17 protein-coding genes are annotated in these 15,648 nt (G+C 63.8%); 11 read left to right on the top strand and 6 right to left on the bottom strand.

The window, feature by feature from the left end:
* Window positions 1-8 precede the first annotated feature (8 nt).
* Entirely contained in the window at window positions 9-1,412 is a 1,404-nt protein-coding gene (locus IG197_RS29265) for an FAD-binding oxidoreductase (protein ID WP_192320054.1), read from the bottom strand.
* Window positions 1,413-1,553: 141 nt separating this feature from the next.
* Between IG197_RS29265 and IG197_RS29270 the strand changes: the two genes are divergently transcribed.
* Genes IG197_RS29270 through IG197_RS29280 form a run of 3 tightly spaced genes read left to right on the top strand, consistent with a single transcriptional unit; the run spans window position 1,554 to window position 4,156 of the window.
* Window positions 1,554-2,303 carry a FadR/GntR family transcriptional regulator gene (locus tag IG197_RS29270; protein ID WP_154384421.1) on the top strand — a complete coding sequence of 250 codons (750 nt, stop codon included), beginning with the start codon at window positions 1,554-1,556 and terminating at the stop codon, window positions 2,301-2,303.
* A 36-nt stretch (window positions 2,304-2,339) separates the two neighbouring features.
* The gene (locus IG197_RS29275; protein WP_067968371.1) at window positions 2,340-3,332 is read left to right on the top strand and encodes an MDR family oxidoreductase; all 993 of its coding nucleotides are present in this window, start codon (window positions 2,340-2,342) and stop codon (window positions 3,330-3,332) included.
* A 14-nt stretch (window positions 3,333-3,346) separates the two neighbouring features.
* Window positions 3,347-4,156 (top strand): enoyl-CoA hydratase/isomerase family protein, encoded by an 810-nt coding sequence (locus IG197_RS29280; RefSeq protein WP_192320056.1) that lies wholly within the window; start codon window positions 3,347-3,349, stop codon window positions 4,154-4,156.
* Between the two features lie 12 nt (window positions 4,157-4,168).
* On the opposite strand, the gene IG197_RS29285 is transcribed toward IG197_RS29280, so the two are convergent.
* The gene (locus IG197_RS29285; protein WP_192320058.1) at window positions 4,169-5,866 is read right to left on the bottom strand and encodes an AMP-binding protein; all 1,698 of its coding nucleotides are present in this window, start codon (window positions 5,864-5,866) and stop codon (window positions 4,169-4,171) included.
* The gene (locus IG197_RS29290) at window positions 5,866-6,624 is read right to left on the bottom strand and encodes a FadR/GntR family transcriptional regulator (RefSeq protein ID WP_192320060.1); all 759 of its coding nucleotides are present in this window, start codon (window positions 6,622-6,624) and stop codon (window positions 5,866-5,868) included. The genes IG197_RS29285 and IG197_RS29290 overlap by 1 nt, the downstream gene beginning before the upstream one ends.
* Window positions 6,625-6,795: 171 nt before the next feature.
* On the opposite strand from IG197_RS29290, the gene IG197_RS29295 reads away from it, so the two are divergent.
* The 7 genes from IG197_RS29295 (at window position 6,796) to IG197_RS29325 (ending at window position 13,579) form a co-directional block, all read left to right on the top strand.
* Window positions 6,796-7,830, top strand: a complete 1,035-nt coding sequence (locus tag IG197_RS29295; protein WP_083948853.1) for an ABC transporter substrate-binding protein — start codon at window positions 6,796-6,798, stop codon at window positions 7,828-7,830.
* 80 nt (window positions 7,831-7,910) lie between these two features.
* The gene (locus tag IG197_RS29300) at window positions 7,911-8,987 is read left to right on the top strand and encodes an ABC transporter ATP-binding protein (protein ID WP_067968361.1); all 1,077 of its coding nucleotides are present in this window, start codon (window positions 7,911-7,913) and stop codon (window positions 8,985-8,987) included.
* Entirely contained in the window at window positions 8,984-9,871 is an 888-nt protein-coding gene (locus IG197_RS29305) for an ABC transporter permease (protein ID WP_192320062.1), read from the top strand. The genes IG197_RS29300 and IG197_RS29305 overlap by 4 nt, the downstream gene beginning before the upstream one ends.
* On the top strand, window positions 9,868-10,683 hold the full coding sequence (locus tag IG197_RS29310) for an ABC transporter permease (protein ID WP_192320064.1): 816 nt from the start codon (window positions 9,868-9,870) through the stop codon (window positions 10,681-10,683). Before IG197_RS29305 ends, IG197_RS29310 begins: the two co-directional genes overlap by 4 nt.
* A 225-nt stretch (window positions 10,684-10,908) precedes the next feature.
* The gene (locus IG197_RS29315) at window positions 10,909-11,790 is read left to right on the top strand and encodes an ABC transporter substrate-binding protein (RefSeq protein WP_192320066.1); all 882 of its coding nucleotides are present in this window, start codon (window positions 10,909-10,911) and stop codon (window positions 11,788-11,790) included.
* A gap of 65 nt (window positions 11,791-11,855) precedes the next feature.
* A complete protein-coding gene (locus tag IG197_RS29320) occupies window positions 11,856-12,779 on the top strand; it encodes an amino acid ABC transporter permease (RefSeq protein ID WP_067968357.1) in 924 nt (307 codons plus the stop codon).
* Complete coding sequence (locus IG197_RS29325; RefSeq protein ID WP_067968354.1) at window positions 12,776-13,579, top strand: amino acid ABC transporter ATP-binding protein; 804 nt, start codon at window positions 12,776-12,778, stop codon at window positions 13,577-13,579. The genes IG197_RS29320 and IG197_RS29325 overlap by 4 nt, the downstream gene beginning before the upstream one ends.
* Before the next feature lie 113 nt (window positions 13,580-13,692).
* On the opposite strand, the gene IG197_RS29330 is transcribed toward IG197_RS29325, so the two are convergent.
* The 3 genes from IG197_RS29330 to IG197_RS29340 all read right to left on the bottom strand — a co-directional run bounded on the left by IG197_RS29330 (window position 13,693) and on the right by IG197_RS29340 (window position 15,206).
* Window positions 13,693-13,860: a Thivi_2564 family membrane protein gene (locus IG197_RS29330; protein ID WP_192320067.1), complete on the bottom strand. Its 168-nt coding sequence runs from the start codon at window positions 13,858-13,860 to the stop codon at window positions 13,693-13,695.
* A 56-nt stretch (window positions 13,861-13,916) separates the two neighbouring features.
* The gene (locus tag IG197_RS29335; RefSeq protein ID WP_192320069.1) at window positions 13,917-14,273 is read right to left on the bottom strand and encodes a hypothetical protein; all 357 of its coding nucleotides are present in this window, start codon (window positions 14,271-14,273) and stop codon (window positions 13,917-13,919) included.
* A gap of 135 nt (window positions 14,274-14,408) precedes the next feature.
* On the bottom strand, window positions 14,409-15,206 hold the full coding sequence (locus IG197_RS29340; RefSeq protein WP_192320071.1) for a SapC family protein: 798 nt from the start codon (window positions 15,204-15,206) through the stop codon (window positions 14,409-14,411).
* A 166-nt stretch (window positions 15,207-15,372) separates the two neighbouring features.
* Between IG197_RS29340 and IG197_RS29345 the strand changes: the two genes are divergently transcribed.
* Window positions 15,373-15,648, top strand: coding sequence for a hypothetical protein (locus IG197_RS29345; protein ID WP_067968347.1), 276 nt, complete (start codon window positions 15,373-15,375; stop codon window positions 15,646-15,648).

The following is a 15,648-nucleotide window of genomic DNA, read 5'->3' on the forward strand; positions in this document are numbered from 1 at the left end:
TGCGGCACTCAGACGTTGGGCAGGGCAGGGGGCATGTCGAAGATGCGGCCCGGATTGAGAATGTTGTTGGGGTCGAGCGCGGCCTTCAGGCGGCGCATCGCCGCGAGCTCGGCCGGCGCGCGCGTCAGATGCAGATAGGCCTTCTTGTCCAATCCGATGCCATGCTCTGCCGAGATCGAGCCGCCGCTTTTCGCGACGCAATCGAACACCGCGCTGGCGACCTGGTCGGGCCTGTCGGTTCGCACGACGTAATGCAGGTTACCGTCGCCGAGATGGCCGAAGACATAATCCCGCGCCGCGGGGTCGACCTGCCGCTGGGCCGTGCGCGCCATATCGAGGAAGGCGCCCATTTCAGGCAGCGGCAGGCTGACATCGAGGCTGAGCATCGCATCTTCGGCGAACAGGAAGCGATTGACGTCATCGCGCAGCGTCCACAGCGCATGAAACTCGCGTTCCGACTGCGAGACCACGACGTCCTCGACCAGTCCGTCCTCGATTGCCCGCGACAAAGTCTCGATGAAGGCCTCCTCGTCGGTTCCCGGGCTCATGCCCTGGATATCGGCGAGCACGTAGACCGGTGTCGAGAGGGCGACCGGCGCAGTGAAGCCGAGCGCTGCGACCATGTCACCCATCAGCGGCGCCAGGATGACCTCGAAGCCTGACAGCAGGTTGCCGAGGCGGGCACGCAGGAATGTGAGCAGGCCGAAGGCCGCGCCCAGCGACGGCAAGGAGCAGAAGGCCGCGGACTGCGTCACGGGCCTGGGATGCAGCCTGAGGCAGGCGCGGGTGACGACGCCGAGCGTGCCTTCGCTGCCAATGAAAAGCTGGCCGAGGTCGTAGCCCGAATTGTCCTTGGCGAGCCCCTTGAGCGAGGACAGAACACTGCCATCGGCGAGCACGGCCTCAAGCCCCAGCACCTGGGCGCGGAAGCTGCCATAGCGCAGAACGCGAATGCCGCCGGCATTGGTGGCGATGTTGCCGCCGATGGTGGCGGTGCCGCGTGCGCCGATGTCGACGCCGAAGACGAGGCCCGCAGTGTCGGCCTTTTCCTGCACGAGTTGCAGCGGCACGCCTGCATCGGCAACGATGGTTCCGGCCGTCGGCTCGACCTCCTGCAAGGTGGTCATGCGCTCGAGCGACAACACTGCCTCGCCTGCCAGCACCCTCGCCCCGCCCGACAGTCCGGTGCGGCCGCCCTGGACGACCAGCGGCAGGCGCGCGTCGTTGCAGACCTTCAGGATCTCGGCGACCTCGTCGGTGCCGCGTGGCCGCAGCACAAGCTCCGGCCGGGCGCCCCGCTCACCGGCAAGATCGTCGCTGTAGCGTGGATCGATGGCGTCGCCTGCCAGGATGGCGGCCTTGTCGAGCCGTGCCTGGAGGAGGGAGAGAACCTGATCGCTCTTGGGTGTCATGGCGCCTGGATGGCCCGGAGGAAGCCATTTCCGGGCGCTGTCTCGGTCAAGCTTATTTCGCTTGCAATATTTGTCAAACCTATATTGTTTATCTTCATATCGAAACGGAGGCGGCCGCAAGGCAGCACCGACGGAGGGCGAATGCCGATCGAATATCAGGACGTGGTTCGCACTGGCGTGGCCCGGCAGGTCGCCGACAAGATCCGCGCGGCCATTCTCGACGGCCGCCTGCAGATCGACGAACGCCTGCCGACCGAAGAAGACCTCGCCAAGAGCTTCGGCATATCGCGCCCGACGGTGCGCGAGGCGCTGAAGCGGCTTGCGGCACAGAACCTGATACGCTCGCAGCGTGGGCCGACCGGTGGCACCTTCGTCAGCCGCCCCGATCCGGAGGGCCTGTCATCGGCGATCACGGGGGCCGCGACATTGCTTGTCGGCGTCGGCGCCTTCGACATCGACGAGATCATAAGCGCGCGGCTGGAAACGGAAGCAATCTGCTGCCGGCTTGCCTGCGAGCGACGCAGCGACGCCGACCTTGCCGCGATGCGCGCCGAGATCACGCTGCAGCGTTCCAAGCTGCTCAGCGACGAGGATTTTTGCGCCTCAGACGTGCGCTTCCACCGCGCCGTTGTACAGGCGGCGGGCAACGGCCCGCTCAGCCTGATGATGTACACGGTGGTCGAGGCGTTCATGCCGATCACCAACATGATCGTTTCGCATGTGCGCGAGCGCAGCACAGTCGCCGATTTCCATGAAAAGCTTGCTGGCGCCATCGAGGCGCGTAACGCAAGCGATGCCACCGGCGTGCTGTCGGAGCTGCTCGCCTATGTTCGCGACAGCTATGCGCTCAGCCTGACGCGGCGCGCCGAACGCGAGGCCAAGCGCGGCTAAGCCGGAGATTACCCCCATGCCTTCCTGGAGACTTTCATGAGCGAGACTTTTACGGCGTTGATGCTTGAAGATGTCGACGGCAAGCCGCGCGCCGGCTTCCGCGAGATCACCAAAGCCGACCTGCCAGACAACGACGTGCTGGTCGAGGTCGCCTATTCAAGCCTCAACTACAAGGATGGCCTCGCCATTTCGGGCAAGGGCCGTATCGCGCGCCGCCTGCCGATGGTTGCAGGCATCGATATTGCCGGCACTGTCGTCGAGTCGCGCTCACCGGCATGGAAGGCGGGCGACAAGGTCGTGGCCAATGGCTGGGGCATGTCGGAAACGGAGTGGGGTGCGTACACACGCTTTCAGCGGCTGAAGCCGGAATGGCTGATCCGCCTGCCTGATGCCTTCACCATGGAACAGGCGATGGCAATCGGCACCGCGGGTTACACTGCGGCCCTGTGCGTCGACGCGCTCGAAGACTGGGGCAAGATCCAGCCCGGCAAGGGCGAGGTGCTGGTGACGGGTGCTGCCGGCGGCGTCGGCTCGACAGCCGTCAGCCTGTTGTCCTCCAAGGGTTATGCCGTCGTTGCCTCGACCGGCCGGGCCGAGACGCATGACTATCTCCGCTCGCTGGGCGCAACTGCCTTCCTCGACCGGGCAGAACTCGCCGGTGAGGTCAGGCCGCTGCAGAAGGAGCGCTGGAGCGGTGCCGTCGACAGCGTCGGTTCGACCACGCTCGCCAACGCGCTGGCGCAGACTGTTTATGGCGGCGCTGTCGCGGCCTGTGGGCTGGCCGGCGGCCACGACCTGCCCGGCACCGTGATGCCGCACATCCTGCGCAGCGTGACGCTGATCGGTGTCGATTCCGTATTCGCGCCGCAGGCGAAGCGGGAGCGCGCCTGGCGCACGCTGGCCGACCATCTCGACCGCACCAAGCTTGCGGCAATGACCGAGACCCACAAGATGAGCGAACTGCCTGACCTCGCCAAACGCATCGTCGCCGGCCTGGTCCGCGGCCGCGTCGTCATCGAAATCGCCTGAGGGGAGGGGAGACCATGAGCACTGACGTCGTTATCTGGGAGAAGGACGCCGAGGATGCGTTCGTCACCCTGACGCTCAACCGCCCCGACAAGATGAACGCCATGAACCAGGAGCTCGGCGACGCGCTCGAGGCGGCGATCGCCCGGGCGGTCAAGGATCCCGAGATCCGCGCCGTCATCATCACCGGCGCCGGGCGCGCCTTCACCGCCGGCTTCGACCTCGGCGGCGAGGACTTCGAGATGGATGCGGAAGCCTGGCGCGAGGACATCGGCGCCAACATGCGCCGCATGAAGCTCATTCGCGAGGCGCCGATCCCGATCATTGCCGCCGTCAACGGCTATTGTCTAGCCGGCGGGCTGGAGCTGATGATGTGCTGCGACATGACGGTCGCCGCCGAGGACGCAATGCTGGGTGAGCCCGAAGTTCGCCATGTCTCGGCGCCACCGACGCTGATGCTGCCCTGGACGGTGCCGATGATCCATGCCCGCCACCTGATGTACACAGGCGACCTGATCGACGGCCGCGAGGCCGCGCGCATCCATCTGGTCAACAAGGTCGTCCCGCGTGACCAATTGAGGGTGGAAGCCGAAAAGCTGGCGCGCAAATGTGCGCGCATGCCGGGTGCCGCGATCAAGTTCGCCAAGGCAGCGCTCAACCACCAGCAGCAGACGGCCGGTCTCGAGAGCTCCTGGACTTACAATCGCGAAACCACCGCGATCCTGCATGCCTCGGAAGAGGGTCGCTACTGGATGCGGCTGCTCAAGGAGCATTCACTGAAGGAATTCCTCGACATCCGCGAAAAGCCGTTCCGCGATCTGGACTAGGCTTTCAAGGCGTCAGGCGCCCACGGGTGCCTGACCGCCACCTGCCTGAAGCGCCTCGAACAGGTCGGCGTGGTTGCGCAGATAGCGCGACTGGACGATTTGGCCTTTGTCCGACTGCTCGCCCTTGCTGCGATCGGCCGGCGCAGTTGCGAGATCGAAACGGGCTATCGCGGTCGAACCTGAGGGATTGGCGGCGTTCCAGGCGGCAATGCGCGCGCTGAGTTCGTTGGGACGAGCGTTGCCCGCCGGCGAGGGAAACACCAGCGCCACGAGGCGGTCACGGTTCTCGCCCGAAATGACGATGTCGTCGGCAAGCGGCGCGCATTGCGCCAGAAGGCCGGCGCGCAGCGGCCCGGTGCGCACCTTGACCCCACTCGACAGCTTGAAATCCTCGGCGAGACGGCCATCGAAGCCGAACACGGCAACGCCATCCGTGCGCTGCCGCAGCACCGCCGCATCACCGGTACGGTAGAAACCGTGCTCGTCCATCGGCAGTTCGACCTTTCGGCCCTCGATCAGATAGCAAGGTGCGATGTTGGGACCAGAGACGCGCAGCTCACTGCGGCCGTCGATGTCGACAAGCGCCACGCTGTGGCCGGGCAGGGGGTGGCCAAGCTCACCCGGACGCTCGAGCGGCGCCGGCGACAGCGTGATCGTCGAAGCCGCTTCGGTAGCGCCATAACCTGAGAGAATCTGGAAATCGCCATGGCTGTCGCGAAAGGCGGCGAGGCGGCGCCACAGTTCGGCATCGATACCTGCACCGGCAAAGAAGATGGCGCGCAGATTCCGCGTCAGGGCAAGAGCGCCGGCATCGTCGTTTTCCAGCCGGTCGAGCAGGAGCCTCAGTCCGAGCGGAACGGCGATGTGCATGGTGGGGCCGACATCGGCCATCAGCTTTGCCGTTGCCTCAATCGTCGCGGGACCGGGTGCGGCATCGACATGCATCGCGCCGCCGTTCCAGATCACTTTGAAGATGTTGTCGAGCCCGCCGAAGACGTGATGCCACGGCAGCCAGTCGACGAGCACCGGTGGCGTCTCGGCGACGAATGGCCACATCGCTGCAATGGCGGCCTGGTTGGACGAGATCATGCCACGCGTGATCGGCACGCCCTTTGGCGTACCCGTGCTGCCGGAGGTGAAGAAGATCGCCGCCCAGTCGTCGAGCGAAGCGGGCTCGTCCCCCGCGGGCGCAGCTGTTTCAGTGCCATGATGTGCGAGGTCGTCGAGCGAAATAGCGTCCATGCCCTGGATGGCCGGATGACCAGATGGCGCCGCGATCAGCCGGGGGCCGGCGTTTTCAAGAAAGGATCTGGTTGCCTGGGTTTCGACGCCGTCGCGGAAAGGGAAGGGGGGCAGGGCCGCATGGACGAAGCCGCCGGACAGGCAAGCGAGCTTGAGCACGAGTGCGTCAATGCCGGCCGGAGCCAATGTCGCCACGCAATCGCCCTTGCGCAGGCCGTAGCGGCCCGTCAGCACCTGTCGCATGGCACGGGCGCGTGCAAGTGCCTCGCCATAGCAGATCGATCGTCTGGTGCCTTCCCGTGGCTCGGACAACAACACCTTGTCAGGCTGCTCCTTCGCCCATCTGGCAAGCCGTACCAGAATATCAGACAGTTCGTCGGGCAGGGGGATCGAACTGCGGTAGACACGGCGCCCGTCGGCAAGCTGCTGTTCGACCAGCTTCTGCCCCGGCGCCACGAGCTGTCCCATCAGGCTTCCTGCCGCTGGGCGCCGTCACCCTGGCGCGCCGACAGCGCCTTTTCGTAGACACTGGACTGATAGGCAATGAGCTCCTCGAAGGCCGCCGTGGCAGCCGAGGTGTCGCGGGCGCGCAGCGCTTCCAGGATATCGGCGTGCAGCGAGACGACGCGGCCGCGTTCGCGGAAGCGGAAGGAGATCATGTTGGTTGCCGGGATCAGCGAGTCGTTGACGACCAGCATGATGAAGCGCAGCTCGTTGTTGCCGGTGGCCTGGGCAATGGCGTGGTGGAAGGCGACGTCGAGCCGGCAAAACTCCTCGTCGGAAATGTCGTCGCGCTCGAACGCCTCCAGCGTCGCCTCGATCGTTTCGAGATCTTCCGTAGTGGCGCGTTCGGCGGCGAGCTGGACGCAGGTGCGGCCGAGCAACAACCGCGCCTCGACGATCTCGTTGAGCCCGAATACGCCGAGCCCGACGAACCATGTGGTCATCTCCTGCAGCATCTGGCTGGCGGCGGTGAGCGAAGGCGCATTGACGAAGACGCCGCCATTGGGGCCGCGCTTCGAGCGCACCAGCTTCTTCGCCGCAAGTATCTTGAGCGCCTCGCGCACCGTCGGCTGCGAGACGCCGAAGCGCTGCGCGATCTCGGCTTCGGACGGCAGCCGCGCCTCGACGCTGAGCGTGCCCTGCACGATCTCCTGCTGCAGCGACGTCGCGATCTGATGTGCCAGGCTCTTGGTCGCCTGGACTGCCTGCTTGGCGTCCTCCATGCCCTTATGCTCTCCCTCGTTGGCCGCTTCTTATTATTTCAATATTACAATATCTAAATTGTTGACCGCCTGATCCAAAAATGCAAGCCTTCGATCCAACAGGGCTGCGCTTTCGACCCGCGACGCAAGCCACCATAAGAACTTCAGTGGGAACATGGGAGATAATTTCCGATGAAGCTGACCAGGCGTGAATTCGCCGTCGGTATGACGACGGCTATTGCCTCGATGACCCTGCCACGGCTTGCCGCGGCGCAATCGCCACTGGTCGTTCCGACCTATGGCGGGCTATGGGCCAAATTCTGGGAAGAGAAGCTCTTGCCCGGCCTCACGGCCGCAACAGGCATCCAGCCGCAGCTCGACGTCGGGCTCGGCAAGGATTTCGTCGCCAAGATCCGCGCCGGCGGCGGCCGGTCGCCCTATAGCATCTTCATGGGCAACGAAAACATCGCCGCCGTGCTGCGTGCCGAGGGCTTCTTCGAGCCTTTCGACCTCGCCAAGGTGCCGAATGCGGCAAAGACCTTCCCGCAATTCGTCAACAAGGACGCCAAAGGAATCCGCGCCATCGTCTCACCGATCGGACTCGCTTACCGCACCGACCTGGTGAAGACGGCGCCCACCTCCTGGCACGACCTCTGGGACAATCCCGAGTTCAAGGGCAAGACCGGGCTCTACCAAATCGGCAACACCGGTGCGGTCCTCTTCCTACGCCTGGTCGCCGAATTGTTCGGCAGCGGCCCGGACGATTTCGACACCGCATTTGCCAAGATCAAGGAACTGCTGCCCTTCACGCAGGCTTCATGGAGCGGCGAGGTGGCAACGGCACTGATCCGCGGCGACGCCATCATCGCGCCGGTCGACTGGACCGAGATCATGACGCTGCAGGACAAGGGGGCACCGGTGGCCATCGTCGCCCCCAAGGAAGGGGTGCTCGCCTTCGAGCAGTCGTTCAACCTGGTCGCGACCGGGGCCGAGAAGGACGCCGCGCACGCCTATCTGAACTACATCCTCGACGCCAAGGTCCAGCAGGACATGGCCAAGGCCTTCTACACCTCTCCGAGCAACAGCGAGTCTTCCGTCGACGACGCGATGAAGGCGCGCACGCCGATCGTCGGCCCGCGCATGGCCGAGATCAAGAGCTACGACTGGGACAGCTACGTCGACAAGGCGGCAGACATTGCCGACCGCTGGAACCGGGAGATGGCGTAAAGCCACCCCGCCATCGCATCGACGTAATGGCCGGGAGGGATGCCCCCACCTCCCGGCCGAGAACCCCGCGAGGACGCCGGATGACCGCACTGACCATCGACCGTATCAACAAGCGGTATGGAAACCTGCACATCCTGAAGGACATATCGATCCCGATCGCCCAGGGCGAGTTTGTCTCGCTGCTCGGCCCCAGCGGCTGCGGCAAGACAACGACGCTGCGCTGCATCGCCGGCTTCGAGCGGCCCGACGATGGCCGCATCCTGTTTGGCAACCGCGACGTGACACGCGCCTTGCCGGAGCAGCGCGACATCGGCATGGTGTTCCAGTCCTACGCGCTTTTTCCGCACATGACGGTGGCCGAGAATCTGAGCTTCGGGCTCGAGGTGCGCAAGGTCTCCTTGCCCGACCGCCAGCGGCGCATCGCCGACGTGCTCGCAATGGTGCGCCTCGAAGGCTACGACAAGCGCTATCCGCGCGAGCTTTCCGGCGGCCAGCAGCAGCGCGTGGCGCTTGCCCGCGCGCTGGTCATCGAGCCGTCGGTGCTTTTGCTCGACGAGCCGCTGGCCAATCTCGACGCCACCTTGCGCGACGAGATGCGCTTCTTCATTCGTGACCTGCAGCAGCGCGTCGGCATCACCAGCATCTATGTCACCCACGACCAGGCCGAGGCGATGGTGATGTCGGACAAGATCGTCGTGATGAGCGCCGGCGCGATCTCGCAGTTCGGCTCGCCGCGCGACATCTATGAGCGGCCGGCGTCGCAATCGGTTGCCGGCTTCATCGGCCGGTCGAACACCATAGCGGGCAAGATCGCCGAAGCGCTTGGCCCGGACAGCTACAAGGTCGACACGCCATGCGGCAGCATCGGCACGACGGGCCCGGCGGGGCTCGCCAAGGGGGCTGAGGTCAAGATCATGATCCGGCCGGAAAACATCGACACCCGCAGGCAAGGGACAGGGGAGACGGGTGACAATGACAACGTGCTCGCCGGATCGGTGATCAACTCGGTCTATCAGGGCAGTGCCAACCAGCTGGCCGTCAGGCTCACCAGCGGCGACCGCATGATCGTCGACGTCAATGGCCGCAACCCGCTCGACATTGGCGAGCAGGTCGCCTTGCGTTTTGCCGCACGCGACAGCTGGGTCCTCGCATCATGAGCGCGGTCGAGGCGGCACCTCGCCTGGACAGCCGGGGCAACCGTGGCAGTGCTGCCTGGATGGTGGTGCCGGCGCTGGTGCTGCTGATCGGTTTCTTCGCGCTGCCATACCTGACGATCATCACCATGAGCCTGCGCGAGGCATCGACCCGCGCCGTCTATGGCGACGGCTTCACGCTGGCGCATTACACGACGGCGCTCGGTGATTTCTACATCTGGGGCATCCTCGGACGCACCTTGCTGATCGGCGCAACCGTCACCGTCATTTCGCTGCTGCTGGGCTATCCCGTCGCCTATCATCTCGCCAAGTCGCGCTCGCGCTGGACCAGCCTGCTCTACATCTTCGTGCTGTCGCCGCTGCTGGTCGGGCTGGTCGTCAGGACCTTTGCCTGGATGATCATCCTGTCCAACAACGGCGTCGCCAACCAGGCGCTCAAGGCGACCGGCCTGCTCGACTTCCCGCTGCAGCTGATGAACAATTCGCTCGGCGTCACCATCGCGCTGACGCATGTGTTCCTGCCCTTCATCATCCTGCCTTTGCTCGGCAATTTGCAGGCGATCAGTCCCGACCTTGCCATGGCGTCGCGCTCGCTCGGCGCCTCGCGCATGCGCACCTTCTGGAAGGTGACGTTGCCGCTCAGCATGCCCGGCATCCAGGCCGGCACGATCCTGGTGTTCGTGCTGTCGATCAGCGCCTATGTCACGCCCGCCATGCTCGGCGGTACCGGCGGCCGCACCATGTCGGTGCTGGTGGTGCAATATCTTGTCGACAACTTCCGCTGGCCGGCGGGTGCGGCACTGGCCATCATCATGGCGGCGGTGGCGGTCATCTTCGTCGGGCTCTATCTCAGGCTCACGGCGCGCGCGATGCGGAGACTGCCATGACAGGTTCGTCGAACGGCGTCGAAAAGACCATCTGGGACCGCCTGTTCACCGCGCTGGTCACGGCGATCTACATCTTCCTGATGTTCCCGATCGTTCTGGTCGTGCTGTTGTCGTTCAATTCGGGCGAGTTCCTGGCGTTCCCGCTCGAGGGCTTTTCGCTGCGCTGGTTCGAGGCGCTGTTTTCCAACAAGCGCTTCCTCGATGCCACGCTCTACTCGATCCAGATCGCCGCGACATCGACGGTCGTCAATGGCGTGATCGGCACACTGGCGGCGATCTACGTTGCCCGCCACGCAACGATGGCCCGCGACTACATCCGCTTGATCATGACCGCACCGCTGCTGGTGCCGGAGATTCTGACGGCGATCGCGCTGCTGTTCTATTTCTACGAAATCCGGATCGGCACCGACTATTCGATCGGCATCCAGATCGGCCACATCGTCGTCACCTTCCCCTATGTCTTCCTCAACGTGTCGTCGGCGCTGTTCAACTTCGACCGTTCGCAGGAAGAGGCGGCGCGCAGCCTCGGTGCCGGCGGCTGGATGACCTTCCGGCGCGTGACGCTGCCGGCGATCAAGCCTGGCATCATCACCGGCTGCCTGTTTGCCTTCGTCATCTCCTTCGACATCTTCAACATTTCGCTTTTGCTGAAGTCGCTCGGCAAGAACACGCTGCCGCTCGAACTGTTCGACTACCTGCGCTTCAACTTCGATCCGACCGCAGCGGCCATCGCCTCGCTCAGCATCTTCATGACCTTTGCCGCGATCCTGATCATCGACCGCACGGTCGGGCTGCGTTCGCTTCGGTTCTGATCGTGGCGGGTGAAGCACGAAGCGATATCGAGGGCCCGTTCTGCCGCCGCGATTTCTGTGACAGGGCCGGTGCTGCTCGCTTGACAATTCAGCGGCCATAAAAATACATTTCAATATCAGAATTGGTTCTGACGTGAACGCCGACGGCAAGAAGCACGCTCCATCGAGGGGAGGGCGGTCACGGGGACGAAGCCAGGGGCAGCCGCCGCCGGCCATCTCAGCATCATGAGGAGGAACAAAGTGCATCATTTTTCGCTTCTGCGCGGCGCAACGTTGGCCGCAACGGCTGCAACCGCCCTGGTGACTTTTGCCGGCGCGCTGACTGCCGCCGAACTGCCGAAATCGGCCGAGGTAAAGGACACCGGCAAGCTGATCATTGCCAACACCCTCGAATACGCGCCGTTCGAATTCATCGACGAAAACGGCAAGCAGGTCGGCATCAACATCGAGCTGGCCCAGGAAACCGCCAAGCTGCTCGGCGCCGAGCTTGAAGTCACCCGCATTCCCTTCCCCTCGATGGTGCCGGGCCTCGCCGCCGGCCGCTTCAAGGTCGCGTGGGAAACCTTCGCCGCCACCGACGAGCGCCTGAAGCAGGTCGACTTCGTGATGTTCATCAAGTCAGGCATCGTTGCGTCTACGACCGCCGACAAAGCCTCGCAGTTCCAGGGCGAGAACAATCTCTGCGGCAAGCGGATCGGCGTCATCGGCGGCGCGGTGTCGGACTTCATCGCCGACCGCCTGAGCGCCGAGTGCAAGGAAAAAGGCCTGCCGGAGATTGCCAAGAGCATCTTCCCGGAGGGTAAGGACATCATCCAGGCCGCGCTCTCCGATCGTATCGATGCCCGCCTCGACGACGCCACCGCATCGGGCTATTTCGAGGTGACCAGCAAGGGGCAGATGGTGGTCGTTCCGGGTCTCTACGACGTCGCACCGCTCGGCATCGCCATCCCCAAGGGTGACAAGGAAACGGCCGACATGCTGGCCGCCGGCGTCAACGAGCTGATCAAGAACGGCACCTACAAGACGATCATGGCCAAGTACGGCATGACCAGCGCCATGATCGACGAAGCCTATATCGTCGACAGCGCCGACAAGATCCGCAAGTAATACGAAAGGCCGGCGAGGGACATGGAACCTTCGCCGGCCATCAGCACTGCTGGGAGGGCGGCTGAATGGACCGGGCCGAAACGCAAACGCCGCCGCCGGAGGCGCTGACAGTCGTGCCGCTGCGCCACTATGGCCTGTGGGTCGGCACAGCGATCACGCTGGCTATCCTCGGACTGATCCTCAAGGCGCTGGCCACCAATCCCGCCTTCGACTGGCCGACAGTCGGAAAGTACCTGTTCCACCCCTCGATCATGCGCGGCCTCGGCCAGACTCTGGTGCTGACCGTCACCATCATGGTGCTGGCGATCGTCATCGGCACCATCGTCGCCATCATGCGGCTGTCGCCGAGCCGTATCCTGAACGCCTTTGCCAGCGCCTACATCTGGTTCTTCCGCGGCGCACCGGCGCTGATCCAGCTGATCTTCTGGTTCAACCTGGCACTGGTGGTGCGCGAGTTCTCGCTGACGCTGCCCTTCATCGGCACGCTGTTCACGGTCAAGACCAACGATTTCATGACACCTTTCGTGGCGGCCGTCATCGCGCTGTCGCTGCATGAAGCCGGCTACATGGCCGAGATCGTGCGCGCCGGCATCAACTCGGTGGCTTCAGGCCAGACCGAGGCTGCCGGCAGTCTCGGCATGAACCACCGGCTGATCCTGCGCCGCATCACGCTGCCCCAGGCAATGCGCTTCATCGTGCCGCCGACCGGCAACGAAACGATCAACCTTCTGAAGACGACATCGCTGGTCACCATCATCGCCGTCAACGATTTGCTCTATGCCGCGCAGAGCATCTATGCGCGCACCTTCGAGACCATCCCGCTGCTGATCGTCGTGGCTTTCTGGTATCTGTTCGTCGTCACCATCCTGTCGATCTGCCAGCACTACATCGAGCAATATTACGGCAGAAGCGACCTGCAGCAGGGCGCGTCCTTCGGCGACACGCTGAAACGCGCCTTCAGGTTCGGACGGGTGGCACAGCCAGCATGACATCGAAAGCAGAAAACCAGGCCCGCTTCGGCGTTCCCGACAATTCGATGGTGTTCGCACGCGGCGTGCGCAAGTCCTTCGGCGCAGTCGAAGTGCTGAAAGGCATCGACCTCAACGTGCCGACCGGCTCTGTCGCCTGTGTCATCGGACCGTCGGGTTCGGGCAAGAGCACCTTCCTGCGCTGCATCAACCATCTCGAAGAGGTCAGCGGCGGCGTGCTCCTGGTCGACGGCGAATTCGTCGGCTACGACCTGCGCCACGGCAAGCTCTACGAGGTCAACAACAAGCTTTTGTGCCAACGCCGTGCCGACATCGGCATGGTATTCCAGTCCTTCAACCTGTTCTCGCACATGACCGCACTGGAGAATTTGATCGAAGCGCCGATCATGGTGAAGGGCATGTCCAAGGCCGAAGCCAAGGACAAGGCCCATGCGCTGCTCGAGCGCGTCGGGCTATCGGCCAAGGCAGACGCCTATCCGCGCCAGCTTTCCGGCGGACAGCAGCAGCGCGTCGCGATCGCGCGAGCATTGGCGATGAACCCAAAGGTGTTGCTGTTCGACGAGCCGACCTCGGCGCTCGATCCGGAGCTCGTCGGCGAGGTGCTGGTGGTCATGCGCGACCTGGCCGAGAGCGGCATGACCATGGTCGTCGTCACCCACGAGATCGGCTTCGCCCGCGAGGTCGGCGACCAGCTGATCTTCATGGATCGCGGCGTTGTCGAGGAGCGCGGCGAACCGCGCGAAATGATCGCCAACCCGCAATCGCCGCGCACGCGCGAGTTCCTGTCCCACGTGCTGTAAGGCGACGGGCTGACCAAATAGGTGGCGGTGCTGATACGCTTGGCGCATGGCGCCCGATGCTGACAAGAAGCGGCTCAGAAGGCCGCCTTTTTTTGTTTTCGTGGCACAGCCGGCTAAAAGACTGCCAAGTATTTAAGCAGCGAAATGATACCGATAATGATCACAATTATCTGCGCAATCTGCCGCATCTTGGCGTCGATCGGCAGGCGCTGAACCAGATAAAGCACAAGTATGATCACCAGGAACGTGATCAGGATACCGATGAGCACGGATGAAGCCATGTGGTTCTCCTATGGGAACTGGTTGGAATGGGGCCGGCTGGTGGCGCTGTGATCGTTCAATACCAGCGGCCACCCTGATCGTTTGAGCCTTTCGCGATCGCAAAGCCGATTATGAACCCGACCAAACCTGCCAAACCAATCACGGCACCGGTCGTTGCCGGATTCTCGCGGGCGACCTCGGAGACAGATTGGGCCTGCGAGCGAAGCTGCCGGGCCGCTCGCGACGTCCGCGTCGACGCCCCCTCAATTGCACCGTGCGCCGTGTCGCGTGCTTCCGCGACAAGGTCCAGGCTGCGTTCGGTAAGGGATCTGTTGATTTTGGCGATCTCCTTGCGCAGTTCGGAGATCTGCTTTTCGACCGACTTTTGGATGCCGTCGATACCAGGAGCTTCGGTTTTGGGGGTGTCAGCCATGATTTTTCCTTCTGCAACCAGATGGCAACGGTGCAGACAGGAATTTGTTCCGTGGCCGGTCGACCACAACGGGTCGCGCCGACGCCCCTCCAAAAGAGAGCCGTGCAACGGCTCTCCCAGCTTCGTCGTGAAAAATCAGACGCCCGTGACGAGCCGCCGCAGCGAAGCCTGGTAGACGAGCGAGGTCCAGCTGTTGCTCGACGCGAGGTGGCAATAGACCAGCCCGAGCGCGCCCGATCTGCGCAAATCGAGAAAGGCTTCATCGGAGAGCTTGTTGAATGCCGGCTCGTCGATGACCTGGAAATCGGTGACGTTGAGCACTTCACCGCCTTCGAGCGTGACCGTGCTCTGGCGCGGCGCAAACAGGCCGTGCGCGTCGATCTTTTCCACCATCGCGCGGGTGGCATTGAAATCGATCTGGAACTGGTTGCAGAAGGCGAGCGCCTGCTTGCTTGCCTCGCTGGCTTCCGCCGCATTGAAGAACGGCGCGACCTTGCCGGCGCTGGAGGATGCCTCGGTGACGCGCTCGCTGGCGCGGTCGACGCACAGGGTCAGCCGGCCGGTGCCGGTTCCGGAGTCGTCGGCGAGGATGAAGGGGTAGCGGCGGACATAGGCCGGGATGTAATGCGGCTCGAACCACTTGCCGCTGGCCTCGACGAAGAGGTTCTCGTTCTGGCGCAGCCCGGTGATGATGACGGGCGCCTTGGTGGCCCCGATAAAGACGATCGGATAGGAACGCATCGCCGCCGGCATTTCGGATGCCACCACCGGGATGGCATGCGCCTCGCGGGCGAAGGAAAAATCACTGCGCGCCGTCAGGCCGAGCGAGCCATGCCGTGCCGGGTTGAGCGCCTCGGGCCTGGAATAGAACAGCGGCAGGCCGGCGGCCGCGGCCTCTTCCACCGCTTTGGCTTCGGTCGTCGATTCAGTCATGGTCGAGTCCTTCCGGCGGCTCGGATCGCGTGGCGACTGCGCGATCGTCTTGATATGTGCTTCATTGAGTTGGCAATGTCGTGAAACTGTACTGCGACTATGGACAGGACACTGGCAAGCAGCAAGATTGGGTGCTTCTCGGATTGTACACTAGTGGGCGGAACAGATGATTTCGGCTTCGGATTTTGAAAGCTCTGTCGGGCAGACCTTCACCGTCGACGCCGGCGGCACGCAGTTGCGGCTCGAATTGCATGCGGTGCGCCCACTGTCCTCGAGCGCGCGCCCGGGCGGAGGCTTTTCGCTGCAGTTCAAGGGGCCGCGCAATGCTGCCCTGCAGCAGGCAACGTACCGCTTTGTCGGCGCCGATTTCGCCGACGACATCTTCATCGTGCCAGTGTCGGCCGACGCGACTGCCGTGTTCTACGAGGCCGTGTTCAACTGA

Source organism: Aminobacter sp. SR38, from assembly GCF_014843375.1.
Classification (GTDB): Bacteria; Pseudomonadota; Alphaproteobacteria; order Rhizobiales; family Rhizobiaceae; genus Aminobacter; species Aminobacter ciceronei.

What these genes read in the sequence shown, in the direction of transcription:
- IG197_RS29265 (WP_192320054.1), bottom strand. Translation starts at nt 1,412, where the DNA reads ATGACACCCAAGAGCGATCAGGTTCTCTCCCTCCTCCAGGCACGGCTC.
- IG197_RS29270 (WP_154384421.1), top strand. Translation starts at nt 1,554, where the DNA reads ATGCCGATCGAATATCAGGACGTGGTTCGCACTGGCGTGGCCCGGCAG.
- IG197_RS29275 (WP_067968371.1), top strand. Translation starts at nt 2,340, where the DNA reads ATGAGCGAGACTTTTACGGCGTTGATGCTTGAAGATGTCGACGGCAAG.
- IG197_RS29280 (WP_192320056.1), top strand. Translation starts at nt 3,347, where the DNA reads ATGAGCACTGACGTCGTTATCTGGGAGAAGGACGCCGAGGATGCGTTC.
- IG197_RS29285 (WP_192320058.1), bottom strand. Translation starts at nt 5,866, where the DNA reads ATGGGACAGCTCGTGGCGCCGGGGCAGAAGCTGGTCGAACAGCAGCTT.
- IG197_RS29290 (WP_192320060.1), bottom strand. Translation starts at nt 6,624, where the DNA reads ATGGAGGACGCCAAGCAGGCAGTCCAGGCGACCAAGAGCCTGGCACAT.
- IG197_RS29295 (WP_083948853.1), top strand. Translation starts at nt 6,796, where the DNA reads ATGAAGCTGACCAGGCGTGAATTCGCCGTCGGTATGACGACGGCTATT.
- IG197_RS29300 (WP_067968361.1), top strand. Translation starts at nt 7,911, where the DNA reads ATGACCGCACTGACCATCGACCGTATCAACAAGCGGTATGGAAACCTG.
- IG197_RS29305 (WP_192320062.1), top strand. Translation starts at nt 8,984, where the DNA reads ATGAGCGCGGTCGAGGCGGCACCTCGCCTGGACAGCCGGGGCAACCGT.
- IG197_RS29310 (WP_192320064.1), top strand. Translation starts at nt 9,868, where the DNA reads ATGACAGGTTCGTCGAACGGCGTCGAAAAGACCATCTGGGACCGCCTG.
- IG197_RS29315 (WP_192320066.1), top strand. Translation starts at nt 10,909, where the DNA reads ATGAGGAGGAACAAAGTGCATCATTTTTCGCTTCTGCGCGGCGCAACG.
- IG197_RS29320 (WP_067968357.1), top strand. Translation starts at nt 11,856, where the DNA reads ATGGACCGGGCCGAAACGCAAACGCCGCCGCCGGAGGCGCTGACAGTC.
- IG197_RS29325 (WP_067968354.1), top strand. Translation starts at nt 12,776, where the DNA reads ATGACATCGAAAGCAGAAAACCAGGCCCGCTTCGGCGTTCCCGACAAT.
- IG197_RS29330 (WP_192320067.1), bottom strand. Translation starts at nt 13,860, where the DNA reads ATGGCTTCATCCGTGCTCATCGGTATCCTGATCACGTTCCTGGTGATC.
- IG197_RS29335 (WP_192320069.1), bottom strand. Translation starts at nt 14,273, where the DNA reads ATGGCTGACACCCCCAAAACCGAAGCTCCTGGTATCGACGGCATCCAA.
- IG197_RS29340 (WP_192320071.1), bottom strand. Translation starts at nt 15,206, where the DNA reads ATGACTGAATCGACGACCGAAGCCAAAGCGGTGGAAGAGGCCGCGGCC.
- IG197_RS29345 (WP_067968347.1), top strand. Translation starts at nt 15,373, where the DNA reads ATGATTTCGGCTTCGGATTTTGAAAGCTCTGTCGGGCAGACCTTCACC.